Source organism: Enterobacter sp. CP102, assembly GCF_025152625.1.
In the GTDB taxonomy this organism is placed as follows: Bacteria; Pseudomonadota; Gammaproteobacteria; order Enterobacterales; family Enterobacteriaceae; genus Enterobacter; species Enterobacter soli.
Window position 1 is genome coordinate 841,383 of the sequence record NZ_CP104014.1, and the last position, 15,919, is coordinate 857,301.

Annotated in this window: 14 protein-coding genes; 8 read left to right on the plus strand and 6 right to left on the minus strand. The window is 53.4% G+C overall.

Annotation, left to right across the window (positions count from 1 at the left end; translation table 11 throughout):
- Positions 1-10: 10 nt before the first annotated feature.
- Both btuF and mtnN read right to left on the minus strand, forming a co-directional pair.
- Positions 11-811: a vitamin B12 ABC transporter substrate-binding protein BtuF gene (gene btuF / locus N1249_RS03945; protein ID WP_259834754.1), complete on the minus strand. Its 801-nt coding sequence runs from the start codon at positions 809-811 to the stop codon at positions 11-13.
- The gene (mtnN, locus tag N1249_RS03950; protein ID WP_166717914.1) at positions 804-1,502 is read right to left on the minus strand and encodes a 5'-methylthioadenosine/S-adenosylhomocysteine nucleosidase; all 699 of its coding nucleotides are present in this window, start codon (positions 1,500-1,502) and stop codon (positions 804-806) included. Before mtnN ends, btuF begins: the two co-directional genes overlap by 8 nt.
- 83 nt (positions 1,503-1,585) lie before the next feature.
- Between mtnN and dgt the strand changes: the two genes are divergently transcribed.
- From dgt to cdaR, 3 genes are all read left to right on the plus strand, one after another.
- A complete protein-coding gene (gene dgt / locus N1249_RS03955) occupies positions 1,586-3,100 on the plus strand; it encodes a dGTPase (RefSeq protein ID WP_259834757.1) in 1,515 nt (504 codons plus the stop codon).
- Between the two features lie 131 nt (positions 3,101-3,231).
- Positions 3,232-4,677, plus strand: a complete 1,446-nt coding sequence (gene degP, locus N1249_RS03960) for a serine endoprotease DegP (protein ID WP_259834759.1) — start codon at positions 3,232-3,234, stop codon at positions 4,675-4,677.
- A 154-nt stretch (positions 4,678-4,831) separates the two neighbouring features.
- Complete coding sequence (cdaR, locus tag N1249_RS03965; protein ID WP_259834761.1) at positions 4,832-5,989, plus strand: DNA-binding transcriptional regulator CdaR; 1,158 nt, start codon at positions 4,832-4,834, stop codon at positions 5,987-5,989.
- Positions 5,990-6,034: 45 nt separating this feature from the next.
- Here the strand turns inward: cdaR and N1249_RS03970 are convergent, their stop codons facing one another.
- The 4 genes from N1249_RS03970 to map all read right to left on the minus strand — a co-directional run bounded on the left by N1249_RS03970 (position 6,035) and on the right by map (position 10,925).
- Entirely contained in the window at positions 6,035-6,424 is a 390-nt protein-coding gene (locus tag N1249_RS03970) for a DUF3461 family protein (protein WP_010426739.1), read from the minus strand.
- 111 nt (positions 6,425-6,535) lie between these two features.
- Positions 6,536-7,360 carry a 2,3,4,5-tetrahydropyridine-2,6-dicarboxylate N-succinyltransferase gene (dapD, locus tag N1249_RS03975; RefSeq protein WP_014068967.1) on the minus strand — a complete coding sequence of 275 codons (825 nt, stop codon included), beginning with the start codon at positions 7,358-7,360 and terminating at the stop codon, positions 6,536-6,538.
- A gap of 32 nt (positions 7,361-7,392) precedes the next feature.
- Positions 7,393-10,068 (minus strand): bifunctional uridylyltransferase/uridylyl-removing protein GlnD, encoded by a 2,676-nt coding sequence (glnD, locus tag N1249_RS03980; RefSeq protein ID WP_259834764.1) that lies wholly within the window; start codon positions 10,066-10,068, stop codon positions 7,393-7,395.
- Positions 10,069-10,130: 62 nt separating this feature from the next.
- A complete protein-coding gene (gene map / locus N1249_RS03985) occupies positions 10,131-10,925 on the minus strand; it encodes a type I methionyl aminopeptidase (RefSeq protein ID WP_014068969.1) in 795 nt (264 codons plus the stop codon).
- A 321-nt stretch (positions 10,926-11,246) separates the two neighbouring features.
- Between map and rpsB the strand changes: the two genes are divergently transcribed.
- The 5 genes from rpsB to ispC all read left to right on the plus strand — a co-directional run bounded on the left by rpsB (position 11,247) and on the right by ispC (position 15,839).
- Positions 11,247-11,972, plus strand: a complete 726-nt coding sequence (gene rpsB / locus N1249_RS03990) for a 30S ribosomal protein S2 (protein ID WP_003856207.1) — start codon at positions 11,247-11,249, stop codon at positions 11,970-11,972.
- 117 nt (positions 11,973-12,089) lie between these two features.
- Complete coding sequence (gene tsf / locus N1249_RS03995; protein WP_006173611.1) at positions 12,090-12,941, plus strand: translation elongation factor Ts; 852 nt, start codon at positions 12,090-12,092, stop codon at positions 12,939-12,941.
- A gap of 150 nt (positions 12,942-13,091) precedes the next feature.
- Positions 13,092-13,817, plus strand: a complete 726-nt coding sequence (gene pyrH / locus N1249_RS04000) for a UMP kinase (protein WP_259834769.1) — start codon at positions 13,092-13,094, stop codon at positions 13,815-13,817.
- A 168-nt stretch (positions 13,818-13,985) separates the two neighbouring features.
- The gene (frr, locus tag N1249_RS04005; protein ID WP_014068970.1) at positions 13,986-14,543 is read left to right on the plus strand and encodes a ribosome recycling factor; all 558 of its coding nucleotides are present in this window, start codon (positions 13,986-13,988) and stop codon (positions 14,541-14,543) included.
- A gap of 96 nt (positions 14,544-14,639) precedes the next feature.
- On the plus strand, positions 14,640-15,839 hold the full coding sequence (ispC, locus tag N1249_RS04010; protein WP_259834771.1) for a 1-deoxy-D-xylulose-5-phosphate reductoisomerase: 1,200 nt from the start codon (positions 14,640-14,642) through the stop codon (positions 15,837-15,839).
- Positions 15,840-15,919: the final 80 nt, after the last annotated feature.

The window sequence follows — 15,919 nt, forward strand, 5'->3', positions numbered from 1 at the left end:
TACATCTACGTTAATGACTCTGTGCCAGTGCGGCGCAGAGCTGTTTTGCGGCGAGGATAATACGCGGGCTGGCGCGTTCAAACCAGTCACTGTTTAGTGGTATCACCGGTATTTTTAACTGGCCCTGCCAGAATTGTTCAACTTTAGGAATCTCGCTTGCACTTCCGACCACCACAATCGCCTGCGGCTGTCGCGCCAGAACCTGTTCCCGGCTGACCTGAGGCCAGGGTACCCGGCTCGCAGCAAAGATATTTTCACCACCACACACTTCCAGCACCTGATTCTGGATAGAGCCTTGTCCGGTGGTAAACAGCGGTTGGCTACCAAATTGCAGGAAGACGCGTTTTTTCGTGGTGGTATCGTATTTTGCTTTTAATGCAGCATAGTCGCGAAGCATATTGTTTGCGGCAAGCTCCGCTTTTTGCGGCGCAGGACTATAAGGCGCCAGGTCGCGCAGCGCCTGAGCAACCTGCTCAATGCTGACCGCATCAATCCACATCACCTTAATTCCCAGCGAGCTCAGCTGGTTGACTTGCCGCTCGGCATTGCCCCCGCGCCAGGCCAGTACCACGTCTGGCTTAAGCGCCACAATGCGTTCAAGGTTCATACCTTGCCATGTCGAGACTTGCTCGATGCCTGCGGCCTGTGGGGGATAATCTGAAAAACTGCTTACGCCAACGGGCGTGATCCCGGCCGCAAAGGCCAGTTCAGTATTGGCGGGGGATAGAGTAATCACACGCGGCACAGCGTAAAGCCATGCCGGTGCGAGCAGAAGCAGGGCGCCCAGCGCCCTAAGGGTGTGCTTACCCACGTGCCAGTTTCTGCACCAGGGTTTCTACCATCACGGTAGACTGTTTTGCCGCAACGGCCAGGAACTCGTCAAAGCTCAGGTGAGACTGCTGATCGGCGACGTCGGAGATGGCGCGAACCACCACGAACGGGACGCTGAAGTTATGGCATACGTGCGCAATGGCAGTGGCTTCCATCTCAACGGCAACCGCCTGAGGGAAGTTGTGACGAATTTTTGCCAGACCCACGGAACCGTTGATGAACGCATCACCGCTGACAATCAGACCGCGCACGGCGTTGAGATTCAGTTCGGCAATGCAGCTTTCTGCGGCGGCAACCAGTTTGTCATCCGCTTTAAAACCAGCCGGGCAACCCGGAAGCTGGCCATATTCATAACCAAACGCGGTAACGTCGGCATCGTGGTAACGCGCTTCATCGGATACCACGATATCACCTACTTTCAGCGTTGGCGCCAGGCCACCCGCAGAGCCGGTGTTAATGATGACATCTGGCTTGCAGCGTTCCAGCAACAGCGTTGCGCCAAGCGCAGCAGCCACTTTACCGATGCCTGATTTCAGCAGAGCAACCTCAACACCATTCAGCTGGCCGGTATAGATCTCACAACCACCCAGAGAGAGGGTCTGACGGTTCTCAATTTTGTCACGCAGCAGCGTAACTTCTTCTTCCATTGCACCAATAATGCCGATTTTCATAGATTTACTCGCGATGTGCCTTGTTAAGATGCATAGTCTATCATGGGCTTTAGTGGAAGCGCATTTCTCACGCGGGGGAGCACATGGCGCAGATCGATTTTCGCACCAAGATTAACTGGCATCGCCGTTTCCGTTCTCCGCAAGGGGACAAGAGTGAACACGAGATCCTGCGCATTTTTGAAAGCGATCGTGGGCGCATCATTAACTCGCCCGCGATACGCCGTTTGCAGCAAAAAACCCAGGTGTTCCCGCTCGAACGTAATGCGGCAGTGCGCACCCGGCTGACGCACTCGATGGAAGTGCAGCAGGTGGGGCGCTACATTGCCAAAGAGATTTTAAGCCGTCTCAAAGAGCAGCGCTTACTGGAAACATACGGTCTTGATGAGCTGACCGGCCCGTTTGAAAGCATCGTCGAGATGGCCTGCCTGATGCACGATATCGGGAACCCGCCTTTCGGCCATTTCGGTGAGGCCGCCATTAATGACTGGTTTAAACAGCGGCTTTTCCCCTCGGATGCCATCAGCCAGCCGCTAAGCGATGACCGCTGTGTTGTCCGGGATCTGCGCTTGCGGGAAGGCGAAGAAGCGCTTAACGAACTGCGACGTAAGGTTCGCCAGGATCTGTGCCATTTTGAAGGGAATGCGCAGGGTATCCGGCTGGTGCATACCTTGATGCGCATGAACCTGACCTGGGCGCAGGTAGGGTGCATCCTTAAATATACGCGCCCGGCGTGGTGGATGGGTGATCCCCCGGCATCGCACAGTTATTTGATGAAAAAACCGGGCTATTATTTATCCGAAGAAGTTTATATTGAACGGCTGCGTAAAGAACTTTTACTGACGCCGAATGGCCGCTTCCCCTTAACCTGGATAATGGAAGCCGCAGACGATATTTCCTATTGCGTTGCCGATCTTGAAGACGCCGTTGAGAAAAGAATATTCAGCGTTGAAGAACTTTATCAGCATCTTTATGAAGCCTGGGGAAAACATGAAAAAGGGTCTTTGTTTGCTCAGGTTGTCGAAAATGCATGGGAGAAATCACGCTCAAATTCACTGAGTCGCAGCACTGAAGACCAGTTCTTTATGTATTTGCGGGTTAACACGCTAAATAAGCTGGTTCCTTACGCAGCCTCGCGCTTTATTGACAACCTGCCGCTGATTTTTAGCGGGGAATTCAATCATGCGCTGCTGGAAGACGATAGCGATTTCAGCCAACTTCTTGAACTGTATAAGAATGTGGCCATGCGCCATGTGTTCAGTCATCCCGATGTTGAACAGCTTGAGTTACAGGGATATCGGGTGATAAGCGGTTTGCTGGAAATTTATCGGCCGTTGCTGCAATTATCGGTCGACGAATTTAGCGAGCTGGTGGAAAAAGAACGCGTGCGCCGTTTACCGATTGAATCCCGGCTGTACCATAAACTCTCGACCCGGCATCGTCTCGCTTACGTCGAAGCGATTAGCAAGATAGACCGCCATTCTGTTCAGTGGCCGGTGCTGGAATATTATTATCGCTGCCGTCTTATTCAGGACTATATCAGCGGGATGACGGATTTGTATGCCTGGGATGAATACCGCAAGCTGATGGCGGTTGAATAATTTCGGAGTTTTGTAAAGACGACCAATAAATTTTTACTTTTTCCATAAACTTAATCCCGGAACTAAGCGGTATAAAACGAATCTGAGTTACACAGCAATTCTGCGTTATCTGTAAATCGAGATTGAGAAACATGAAAAAAACCACATTAGCAATGAGTGCACTGGCTCTGAGTTTAGGTTTAGCGCTGTCCCCTCTGTCTGCTTTTGCAGCCGAGACAGCGTCGTCGGCAGCAACCGCGCAGCAGATGCCAAGCCTGGCACCGATGCTCGAAAAAGTGATGCCATCGGTGGTGAGTATTAACGTTGAGGGCAGCACGACCGTCAACACGCCGCGGATGCCGCGTAACTTCCAGCAGTTCTTTGGCGATAACTCGCCGTTCTGCCAGGACGGTTCGCCGTTCCAGAGCTCCCCGTTCTGTCAGGGCGGTGGCGCGGGCGATGATAGCCAGGGCGGTAACGGCGGCGCCCAGCAACAGAAATTTATGGCGCTTGGCTCGGGTGTCATCATTGACGCCGCAAAAGGCTATGTCGTCACCAACAACCACGTTGTTGATAACGCCAACAGCATCAAAGTGCAGCTGAGCGATGGCCGCAAGTTTGACGCGAAGGTTGTGGGTAAAGATCCGCGTTCTGACATCGCGCTGATCCAGATTCAGGATCCGAAAAACCTGACGGCGATTAAAATTGCCGACTCCGATGCCCTGCGCGTAGGCGACTACACCGTGGCCATCGGTAACCCGTTCGGTCTGGGTGAAACCGTGACCTCAGGTATTGTCTCCGCGCTCGGTCGTAGCGGCCTGAATGCAGAGAACTACGAGAACTTTATCCAGACGGATGCGGCGATTAACCGCGGTAACTCCGGTGGTGCACTGGTTAACCTGAACGGTGAGCTGATTGGTATCAACACCGCGATTCTGGCACCAGACGGCGGTAACATCGGTATCGGCTTTGCTATCCCGAGTAACATGGTGAAAAACCTGACCGCGCAGATGGTGCAGTATGGCCAGGTGAAACGCGGTGAACTGGGTATCCTGGGTACTGAGCTGAACTCTGAGCTGGCAAAAGCGATGAAAGTGGATGCTCAGCGCGGGGCATTCGTAAGCCAGGTGATGCCGAACTCGTCCGCTGCGAAAGCGGGTATCAAGGCGGGTGATGTCATTACCTCCCTGAACGGCAAACCAATCAGCAGCTTCGCCGCACTGCGTGCAGAAGTGGGTTCAATGCCGGTGGGCAGTAAAATCACCCTCGGCCTGCTGCGTGACGGTAAGCCTGTAAACGTAAGTCTTGAGTTGCAGCAGAGCAGCCAGAACCAGGTTGACTCCAGCACCATCTTCAGCGGCATTGAAGGCGCAGAGATGAGCAACAAGGGCGAGGATAAAGGTGTGGTGGTGAACAACGTGAAAGCGAATTCACCGGCTGCCCGTATCGGCCTGAAAAAAGGTGATGTGATCATGGGTGCGAACCAGCAGCCAGTTAAAAACATTGCTGAATTGCGCAAAATTCTCGACAGCAAACCATCCGTGCTGGCGTTGAATATCCAGCGTGGCGACTCCTCACTTTATCTGCTGATGCAGTAATCTCCCCAGGCCCCTGCTCGTTGCTGAGCAGGGGTTTTTTCGTTTCTGTGACCCTTTCCACAAGTCCATACTTATTCCCCTGACTTTGTGCATTCGCACAATGCGGCAATGATTGAACTCCCCTATGCTTGAGCTCTGCTCACAGGAGGGTTACATGGCTGGCTGGCATCTTGATACCAAAATGGCGCAGGATATCGTGGCGCGCACCATGCGCATCATTGATACCAATATCAACGTAATGGATGCCCGTGGGCGCATTATCGGCAGTGGCGATCGTGAGCGCATTGGGGAATTGCACGAAGGTGCGCTGCTGGTGCTCTCTCAGGGGCGCGTGGTGGATATTGACGATGCGGTAGCGAAACATCTCCATGGCGTACGCCAGGGCATTAACTTACCGCTGCGACTTGAAGGCGAAATTGTCGGGGTGATCGGCCTGACCGGGGAACCGGAATCGCTGCGTAAATATGGCGAGCTGGTCTGCATGACGGCAGAAATGATGCTTGAGCAGTCGCGCCTGATGCACCTGCTGGCGCAGGACAGCCGGTTGCGCGAAGAGCTGGTTATGAATCTTATCCAGGCGGAAGAGCACACGCCTGCACTCAGCGAGTGGGCGCAGCGTCTGGGCATCGATCTTAATCAGCCGCGCGTAGTGGCGGTGATTGAGGTGGACAGCGGCCAGCTTGGCGTGGACAGCGCGATGGCGGAGCTACAGCAGCTGCAAAATGCGCTGGCAACACCAGAGCGCAACAACCTGGTGGCGATTGTTTCCCTGACCGAGATGGTGGTGCTGAAACCCGCGCTCAATCAGTTTGGCCGCTGGGATGCAGAAGATCACCGTCGGCGGGTTGATCAGCTCATCGCGCGGATGAAAGAGAACGGCCAGCTTCGTTTCCGCGTGGCGCTGGGGAACTACTTTACCGGACCGGGCAGTATTGCCCGCTCCTGGCGAACCGCGCGCACCACCATGATGGTGGGCAAGCAACGGATGCCTGAGAACCGTAGCTACTTCTATCAGGATTTGATGCTGCCAGTTCTGCTCGACAGCCTGCGCGGTGGCTGGCAGGCCAACGAACTGGCGCGCCCGTTAGTACGGCTGAAAGCAATGGATAACAACGGCTTGCTGCGGCGTACATTGCAGGCGTGGTTTCGCCATAACGTGCAGCCTCTGGCTACATCGAAAGCGCTATTTATTCACCGTAATACGCTGGAATACCGGCTTAACCGGATCTCGGAACTGACGGGGCTGGATCTGGGGAATTTCGATGACAGGCTGTTGTTGTATGTGGCGCTGCAGCTGGACGAACAACGATGATGCTGTTTGCCGGGTATGCGAAGCGCCACCCGGCAATAAAACGGCTTATTTGTTGCGCGTTAATTTCTCAAGATCGGCTTCAATTTCGCTGATCTTGTTGGTAACAACGCTTTCCAGATGACGCAGGTCATCAAGGATCTTACGTTTGAGATCGACTTCGGTGCGATCGCGCTGACAGATCTGATCGAGTTCATCGATGACGTAGCGCAGGTTCGGACTAATCTCCTGAACCTCTTTGTATCCCTGACCGATGCCATCGGCAACGACGGTCTTACGCTGGCGTGGGTATTTAAACTTCACGCTCTTGGCGAAAAACTCTCCTTTGTCCTTGTGAAAATAGATTTTCAAAATATCGTTATTGGCTTCCTGACGGAGACTGTAACGATCAATTTCATCAGGATTGGTAATGCCCAGACTTTTCAGATTATCGTACATAGCGGTACCCTTGATCTCAACATAACCTTTGAATAATTAACGAAAAAATCTATTTTCGCCACCCTCAGATACAAAAAAAGCGGGGTTGCCCCCGCTTTTTGTTATACCCGATTAATCGATGGTGCGCAGCAGTTCGTTGATACCCACTTTGCCGCGCGTTTTCGCATCGACTTTCTTCACGATAACCGCACAGTACAGGCTGTATTTGCCATCTTTTGACGGCAGGTTACCGGAAACAACCACGGAGCCCGCTGGTACGCGGCCGTAATGTACTTCACCAGTTTCACGGTCATAAATACGGGTGCTCTGGCCGATGTATACGCCCATGGAGATAACAGAGCCTTCTTCCACGATCACGCCTTCAACCACTTCAGAGCGTGCGCCGATGAAGCAGTTGTCTTCGATGATGGTTGGGTTCGCCTGGAGAGGCTCCAGAACGCCACCGATACCTACGCCGCCAGACAGGTGGACGTTTTTACCGATCTGCGCGCAAGAACCCACGGTAGCCCAGGTATCCACCATGGTGCCTTCGTCAACGTAAGCACCGATGTTCACGTAGGATGGCATCAGCACGGTGTTGCGGGCGATGAATGCGCCCTGACGAACTGCCGCTGGTGGAACTACGCGGAAGCCTTCTTTCTGGAAGCGCGCTTCGTCGTAGTCAGCGAATTTCATCGGGACTTTATCGAAGTAGCGGCTTTCTGCTCCGTCGATAACCTGGTTATCGTTGATACGGAAAGAGAGCAGCACGGCTTTTTTCAGCCACTGATGAGTTACCCACTGACCGTTGATCTTTTCTGCTACACGCAGTGCGCCGGAATCCAGCAGGGAAATCACCTGGTTAACGGCTTCACGGGTAACGGTATCCACATTTGCCGGGGTAATCTCGGCGCGACGCTCAAAAGCGGACTCAATAACGTTCTGTAACTGCTGCATTGTTTACTCTTTCCATTTCACTAAAAAACACGTCACCCTTTATCGTTTGGATTGAGGGCTGCTGTCAACCGTTGTTGCACTTCAAGTTGCAGGTCATTATTAAGGGCACGTCGGTCGGCGGTCGCGATTATAAATAAATCTTCTACTCGCTCGCCAATGGTTGTAATTCTGGCGCCGTGCAGCGAAATTCCCAGATCGGCAAAAACCTGGCCCACGCGGGCGAGTAGCCCCGGCTGGTCGAGCGCGATCAGCTCGAGGAACGATTTACGGTCTGTATGGGTCGGCAGGAAATTGACCTCGGTATCGACGGTAAAGTGCCGTAATTTTGCAGGCTGACGGCGCGGCTGCGGTGGCTGCCAGCTGTGCTGGGTAATCGCCTGCTCCAGACCAAAGCGTATCCCTTCATGCCTGTCCGATGACAGCGGGCTGCCATCCGGCTCCAGCACAATAAAGGTGTCCATCGCCATGCCGTCGCGGGTGGTGAAAATCTGCGCGTCGTGAACGCTCAGGTTACGTCTGTCAAGCTCGGCACAGACGGCGGCAAACAGGTAAGGGCGGTCAGGGCTCCAGATAAAGATCTCCGTACCGCCGCGAGTGGCCTGCGGGCTCAGCAGGATCATCGGCTTCGACAGGTCGTGCTTCAGCAGATGCCGTGCGTGCCACGCCAGCTGGTTTGGGCTGTGGCGGACAAAGTAGTTGGCACGACAACGCGCCCAAATCTGATGCAACGCCTCTTCATCGATGTTATCCATGCGCAGTAACGCCAGCGCCTGTAGCTGGTGATGACGCACGCGCTCGCGCATGTCCGGGGTGTTCTGCATCCCGCGGCGTAGCTGTTTTTCGGTGGCGAAGTAGAGTTCTCGCAGCAGGCTTTGCTTCCAGCTGTTCCACAGCGTTTCGTTGGTGGCGCAGATATCGGCCACCGTCAGGCAGACCAGATAGCGAAGGCGGTTTTCCGTCTGCACCTCTTCGGCGAACTGCTTAATCACCTCAGGATCCTGGATATCACGGCGCTGCGCGGTGACCGACATCAGCAGGTGATGACGTACCAGCCAGGCCACAAGCTGCGTTTCGCGTGAATTGAGTCCGTGGAGTTCGGCAAATTTCAGGACATCCTGCGCCCCGAGTACCGAGTGGTCGCCACCACGGCCTTTGGCAATGTCGTGGAACAGAGCGGCAATCAGGATCAGCTCCGGGTGCGACAGGCGTGGCCACAGTTCAACGCACAATGGGTGGCGAGAGCGGGTCTCTTCCTGAGCAAAGCTTTCCAGCTTGAGCATGACGCGGATCGTGTGTTCATCCACCGTGTAGGCATGGAAAAGATCGAACTGCATCTGACCGACAATATGTGACCACTGGGGCATGTAGGCCCACAATACACTGTGGCGGTGCATTGGCAGCAGACCACGGCTCACCGCACCCGGATGACGGAGCATACTGAGGAACAGTGAACGCGCTTCAGGTATATAGCACAGGGGCTGTGTCAGATGACGACGGGCATGGCGCAGATGACGCAGGGTAGTGGAGTAGATCCCGGTGATCGCGCTGTTGCGAACCATGGTGTAGAACATGCGCAGGATCGCTTCCGGCTCACGAATGAACAGCGTCTCGTCACGGAGATCGATAAGCGTGCCGCGCAGCTGGAATTCATCATCAATCGGACGCGGTTTTTCGTCCGCCGTTAGCGCCAGGATCGCCTCATCGAACAGCTGCAACAGCATCTGGTTCAGCTCAGTGACGCGACGAGTGACACGGAAGAAGTCCTTCATCATATGCTCTACCGGCTCGTTGCCTTCACCGCTGTAGTTCAGGCGCTGGGCAACGCTGAGCTGGCGGTCGAACAGCAGGCGGTTGTCATAGCGATTCAGTTCCAGATGCAGGGCAAAGCGAATACGCCAGAGCAGGTGCAGACATTCATTCAGTTCATTACGTTCGGCTTCGGTTAAAAAGCCGAAACCCACCATCTCATCCAGCGAGGTTGCGCCGAAATGGCGCCGGGCCACCCACTGCAACGTGTGGATGTCGCGCAGGCCGCCAGGGCTGCTTTTGATATCGGGCTCGAGGTTATAGCTGGTGCCGTGGTAGCGTTGATGGCGCTGGTTTTGCTCTTCGACCTTCGCGGCAAAGAACTTTTCTGATGGCCAGAAGCCGTCGCTGAAAATGTGTTTCTGTAGCTCCAGGAACAGCGCGACATCGCCAATCAACAGGCGGGTTTCAATCAGGTTGGTAGCAACGGTAAGGTCAGATAACCCTTCCAGCAGGCACTCTTCAAGTGTGCGCACGCTGTGGCCGACTTCCAGCTTCACATCCCAGAGCAGCGTCAACAGCTCGCCAATTTTTTGTGCTTGTTCGTCCGGGAGTTTCTTGCGGCTCAGGATCAGCAGGTCGATGTCGGAGAGGGGATGAAGTTCACCCCGGCCATAGCCCCCGACGGCGACCAGCGCGACATCGCTAATTTGCCCGAAACCGTAATCGATCCATAAACGCTGCAGCAGCTGGTCGATAAACTCGGTTCGCGCTTCAATCAACTGTTCGGCAGAGATACCCGCGTCGAAAGCACTGCCCAGCCAGCGCTGGAAAACATCCATATGCGCTTTGATGTCGGCACAGGTCAGCTCACGCTGCGGCCAGACGCCGGGGTTATCGGGCTGATCGGGGAGGGTGGGAAGTGCTGTGTTAGCATACTGTTCGGGTAAAAGATTACTCATCGCGTGCCACCCATAAGAAAAAGCTATCGCCATTAAAAAAGCCGGCATTTGCCGGCTTTTCATCATTCGTTGTGTGTCAGTATCGCCGGGATGGTGTCATCCTTGCGCAACGTCATAATTTCGCAGCCGTTGTCTGTCACCACAATAGTATGCTCGTACTGCGCAGACAAGCTTCTGTCTTTGGTTTTCACCGTCCAGCCGTCTTTCATGGTGCGGATGCGGTAATCGCCAGAGTTGACCATCGGTTCAATGGTGAAGGTCATGCCTTTCTGCAGCACCACACCACCGTCATCGGCATCGTAGTGCAGAACCTGCGGCTCTTCGTGGAAGACGCGACCAATGCCGTGCCCGCAGTACTCGCGCACCACGGAGAAACCTTCGGCTTCAACGAACTTCTGAATAGCCGCGCCAATGGTACGCAGACGGATACCCGGCTTAACCATTTTCAGCGCCAGGTAGAGACTTTCCTGCGTCACTTTGCACAGGCGCTCACCCAGAATGGTTGGCTTACCGACGATAAACATCTTTGAGGTGTCGCCGTGATACTCGTCTTTAATCACGGTCACGTCGATGTTGACGATGTCGCCATCTTTCAGCAGCTTTTCGTCATCCGGAATACCGTGGCAAACCACTTCATTAATAGAGATGCAGACGGATTTCGGGAAGCCGTGATAGCCGAGGCAGGCGGAGACAGCGTGCTGCTCGTTCACGATATAGTCGTTACAAATGCGATCCAGCTCGCCGGTGCTGACGCCCGGTTTTACGAACGGCTCGATCATTTCCAGCACTTCCGCGGCCAGACGACCGGCGACGCGCATCTTTTCAATTTCTTCAGGTGTCTTAATAGAGATAGCCATGTAATCTGTCCATCGGTGTCGATTTTTTCGACAATACTAGTTCAAGTGTCGTCAATGGTATCAGTCAGGCGCACCCCGTGCCAAATTGAGAATCATTAACAGCACACTCAGCCAACAACTGTTGGTGTCTGGTCGTGTTTTGTGGTATAAAGCGCGCCGGACTTCCGATCCATTTCAGATACACAGGCTGGACGGAAGCGACAAATCTCACTTTGTGTAACAACACACACGTATCGGCACATGTTCCGGGGTGCCCTTAGGGGTCGGTAACATGGGATACGTGGAGGCATAACCCCAACTTTTAATATAGAGGTTTTAAACATGGCAACTGTTTCCATGCGCGACATGCTCAAGGCTGGTGTTCACTTTGGTCACCAGACCCGTTACTGGAACCCGAAAATGAAGCCTTTCATCTTCGGCGCACGTAACAAAGTTCACATCATCAACCTTGAGAAAACTGTACCAATGTTCAACGAAGCCCTGGCTGAGCTGAACAAGATCTCTTCCCGTAAAGGTAAGATTCTGTTCGTTGGTACTAAGCGCGCTGCAAGCGAAGCTGTGAAAGATGCTGCTAACAGCTGCGATCAGTTCTTCGTGAACCATCGCTGGTTGGGCGGCATGCTGACCAACTGGAAAACCGTTCGTCAGTCAATCAAACGCCTGAAAGATCTGGAAACCCAGTCTCAGGACGGTACTTTCGACAAGCTGACTAAGAAAGAAGCGCTGATGCGCACTCGTGAACTGGACAAGCTGGAAAACAGCCTGGGCGGTATCAAAGATATGGGCGGCCTGCCAGACGCGCTGTTCGTAATCGATGCAGACCACGAGCACATCGCAATCAAAGAAGCTAACAACCTGGGTATCCCGGTATTCGCTATCGTTGATACCAACTCCGATCCGGACGGTGTTGACTTCGTTATCCCGGGTAACGACGATGCAATCCGTGCTGTTAGCCTGTACCTGAGCGCTGTAGCTGCTACCGTTCGTGAAGGCCGTTCCCAGGATCTGGCTTCTCAGGCGGAAGAAAGCTTCGTAGAAGCTGAATAATAAGGTTTCACCCCTTATTAGTACCGTGTATGAATAGGGGCCAATTATCGGCCCCTTTTTTCAATTTATACTGTTTGGCTTCTGGCCGGGCAGTTCACATCTCCCGAGGATTTAAGAATGGCTGAAATTACCGCATCCCTGGTAAAAGAGCTGCGCGAGCGTACTGGCGCAGGCATGATGGATTGCAAAAAAGCGCTGACTGAAGCGAACGGCGACATCGAGCTGGCAATCGAAAACATGCGTAAATCCGGTGCGATCAAAGCAGCTAAAAAAGCAGGCAACGTTGCTGCTGACGGCGTGATCATCACTAAGATCGACGGCACCTACGGTATCATTCTGGAAGTTAACTGCCAGACTGACTTCGTTGCTAAAGATGGCGGTTTCCAGGCATTTGCGAACAAAGTACTGGACGCAGCTGTTGCTGGTAAAATCACTGACGTTGAAGTTCTGAAAGCACAGTTCGAAGAAGAACGTGTTGCTCTGGTTGCTAAAATCGGTGAGAACATCAACATCCGTCGCGTTTCTTCTCTGGAAGGTGACGTTCTGGGTTCATACCAGCACGGTGCTCGCATCGGTGTTCTGGTTGCTGCTAAAGGCGCTGACGAAGAGCTGGTTAAACAGCTGGCAATGCACATCGCTGCAAGCAAGCCAGAATTCGTTAAACCAGAAGACGTGTCTGCTGAAGTGGTAGAGAAAGAATACCAGGTTCAGCTGGACATCGCGATGCAGTCTGGTAAACCAAAAGAAATCGCAGAGAAAATGGTTGAAGGCCGCATGAAGAAATTCACCGGCGAAGTTTCTCTGACTGGCCAGCCTTTCGTAATGGATCCAAGCAAGTCTGTTGCTCAGCTGCTGAAAGAGCACAACGCTGACGTAACTGGCTTCATCCGCTTCGAAGTGGGCGAAGGCATCGAGAAAGTTGAGACTGACTTCGCAGCAGAAGTTGCTGCAATGTCCAAGCAGTCTTAATAATAAAAAGGAGCCGCCTGAGGGCGGCTTCTTTTTGTGCCCCGTCATGTGAAAATCAGCCAGGCTCCTATAGTCATTGTGCTGATATGCGACATAACATGTCGCCAGAATTAACCCCATCTTAATCGTTGACAGTCTCAGGAAAGAATCATGGCTACCAATGCAAAACCCGTGTACAAACGCATTCTGCTTAAGCTAAGTGGCGAAGCGCTTCAGGGAGCGGAAGGCTTCGGTATTGACGCAAGCATCCTCGACCGCATGGCGCAGGAAATCAAAGAACTGGTTGAACTGGGCATCCAGGTTGGTGTGGTCATTGGTGGTGGTAATCTTTTCCGTGGCGCTGGTCTGGCGAAAGCGGGTATGAACCGCGTTGTGGGCGACCACATGGGGATGCTGGCTACCGTGATGAATGGCCTGGCAATGCGTGATGCGCTGCATCGTGCCTATGTGAACGCCCGCCTGATGTCCGCCATTCCGCTGAACGGCGTATGTGATAACTACAGCTGGGCAGAGGCTATCAGCCTGCTGCGTAATAACCGCGTAGTTATCCTCTCTGCGGGTACCGGTAATCCATTCTTTACCACTGACTCCGCAGCCTGCCTGCGTGGTATCGAAATCGAAGCCGACGTCGTACTGAAAGCGACCAAAGTTGATGGCGTGTTTACTGCCGATCCGGCAAAAGATCCTTCTGCCACCATGTACGAGCAGCTGACTTACAGCGAAGTGCTGGATAAAGAGCTGAAAGTGATGGATCTTGCCGCCTTCACGCTGGCTCGCGACCACAAACTGCCAATTCGTGTCTTCAATATGAACAAGCCTGGCGCGCTGCGTCGCGTGGTAATGGGCGAAAAAGAAGGCACTTTGATCACGGAATAATTTCCGTTGGCGATAAATACAGGTAAGATTCCGCTTTATTTTGTAGTGGTATCTTACCCGGACGCGCCTTTGGCGTTGTCATGAATTAAACGCGACTATACTTAGCACACCTGTAGCAGCTGTGCTGGCGGATAGTCTGCCTGAGACAAGTTTTCAAGGATTCGTAACGTGATTAACGACATCAGAAAAGATGCTGAAGTACGCATGGACAAATGCGTAGAAGCGTTCAAAACCCAAATCAGCAAAATTCGTACTGGCCGTGCTTCCCCAAGCCTGCTGGATGGCATCGTAGTGGAATACTACGGCACGCCAACTCCACTGCGTCAGCTGGCTAACGTCACTGTTGAAGACACCCGTACGCTGAAAATCAACGTATTCGATCGTTCTATGGGCCCGGCAGTTGAAAAAGCGATTATGGCCTCCGATCTGGGTCTGAACCCAAGCTCTGCTGGCACTGATATCCGTGTTCCACTGCCTCCGCTGACGGAAGAGCGTCGTAAAGACCTGATCAAGGTTGTGCGTGGCGAAGCTGAGCAGGGGCGTGTTTCCGTACGTAACGTGCGCCGCGATGCGAACGATAAAGTTAAAGCACTGCTGAAAGACAAAGAAATCAGCGAAGACGACGATCGTCGTTCCCAGGACGACGTGCAGAAACTGACTGACGCAGCTATCAAGAAAATTGATGCGGCGCTGGCAGATAAAGAAGCGGAACTGATGCAGTTCTGATTTCTGTCGTACACTGATAAACGCCGTTCAGAGAGCCTACATGGCTTGCTGGCGGCGTTTTGCTTTTATCTGGTCTAACATTTTTCCGGGCATCTCATGAAGCATTTAACTCTCCTTGGCTCAACCGGCTCTATTGGTTGCAGCACTCTCGACGTTGTTCGCCATAATCCTGACATCTACACCGTGACCGCTCTCGTGGCCGGAAAGAACGTGCAGCGCATGGTTGAGCAGTGTCTGGAGTTTGCACCTCGCTATGCGGTAATGGATGACGAGGACAGTGCTCGCCAGGTGAAAGCCTTGCTGGAAGAGAAGGGCAGCCGTACCGAAGTGTTGAGCGGGCAGCAGGCGGCTTGCGAAATGGCTGCGCTGGATGACGTTGATCAGGTGATGGCGGCAATCGTCGGCGCGGCAGGGCTTCTGCCGACGCTTGCCGCTATTGATGCCGGTAAAACGGTATTGCTGGCAAATAAAGAGTCATTGGTGACCTGCGGGCGTCTGTTCATGGATGCCGTAAAACAGCGTGGGGCGCGCCTTTTGCCGGTAGACAGCGAACACAACGCGATTTTTCAGAGTTTACCTCAACCTTTTCAACAGAACCTGGGGTACGCTGACCTGGAGCAAAATGGCGTTGTGTCTATTCTGCTTACCGGGTCTGGTGGCCCGTTCCGGGAAACGCCACTGTCTGAACTGCGCGCAATGACGCCGGATCAGGCGTGTCGTCATCCGAACTGGTCGATGGGGCGTAAGATCTCCGTTGATTCTGCCACCATGATGAACAAAGGTCTGGAATACATTGAAGCTCGCTGGCTGTTTAACGCATCGGCGAAACAGATGGAAGTGCTGATCCACCCGCAATCGGTGATTCACTCGATGGTGCGTTATCAGGATGGTAGCGTGCTGGCACAGTTGGGTGAGCCGGATATGCGTACACCTATCGCGCACTCAATGGCGTGGCCAAATCGCGTGAAATCGGGCGTAAAACCCCTCGATTTTTGCAAGTTGAGTTCACTGACCTTCAGCGAGCCCGACTATGACCGCTACCCGTGTCTGAAACTTGCCATGAATGCGTTTGACCAGGGGCAAGCGGCGACGACAGCACTCAATGCAGCCAATGAAATTACCGTTGAGGCATTTCTGAATCAGCAGATCCGCTTTACCGATATCGCGGCATTGAATTTGTCGGTGCTTGAGATGATGGATTTGCGTGAACCACAGAGCGTGGAAGAGGTGCTGGCGGTGGATGAACAGGCTCGTATTATTGCGCGTAAACAGGTGACACATCTCGCAAGCTGGTGATAAAGCAGCCACTAGTGGTCGTGCTATTTGTTAGCGTAGGGCTTCAGTGATATAGTCTGCGCCACCTGATCGCAGGAATT

Bases quoted from the DNA above. Each gene is read 5' to 3' on its own strand.
- mtnN (WP_166717914.1), bottom strand. From the start codon at position 1,502: ATGAAAATCGGCATTATTGGTGCAATGGAAGAAGAAGTTACGCTGCTG.
- dgt (WP_259834757.1), top strand. From the start codon at position 1,586: ATGGCGCAGATCGATTTTCGCACCAAGATTAACTGGCATCGCCGTTTC.
- degP (WP_259834759.1), top strand. From the start codon at position 3,232: ATGAAAAAAACCACATTAGCAATGAGTGCACTGGCTCTGAGTTTAGGT.
- cdaR (WP_259834761.1), top strand. From the start codon at position 4,832: ATGGCTGGCTGGCATCTTGATACCAAAATGGCGCAGGATATCGTGGCG.
- N1249_RS03970 (WP_010426739.1), bottom strand. From the start codon at position 6,424: ATGTACGATAATCTGAAAAGTCTGGGCATTACCAATCCTGATGAAATT.
- dapD (WP_014068967.1), bottom strand. From the start codon at position 7,360: ATGCAGCAGTTACAGAACGTTATTGAGTCCGCTTTTGAGCGTCGCGCC.
- glnD (WP_259834764.1), bottom strand. From the start codon at position 10,068: ATGAGTAATCTTTTACCCGAACAGTATGCTAACACAGCACTTCCCACC.
- map (WP_014068969.1), bottom strand. From the start codon at position 10,925: ATGGCTATCTCTATTAAGACACCTGAAGAAATTGAAAAGATGCGCGTC.
- rpsB (WP_003856207.1), top strand. From the start codon at position 11,247: ATGGCAACTGTTTCCATGCGCGACATGCTCAAGGCTGGTGTTCACTTT.
- tsf (WP_006173611.1), top strand. From the start codon at position 12,090: ATGGCTGAAATTACCGCATCCCTGGTAAAAGAGCTGCGCGAGCGTACT.
- pyrH (WP_259834769.1), top strand. From the start codon at position 13,092: ATGGCTACCAATGCAAAACCCGTGTACAAACGCATTCTGCTTAAGCTA.
- ispC (WP_259834771.1), top strand. From the start codon at position 14,640: ATGAAGCATTTAACTCTCCTTGGCTCAACCGGCTCTATTGGTTGCAGC.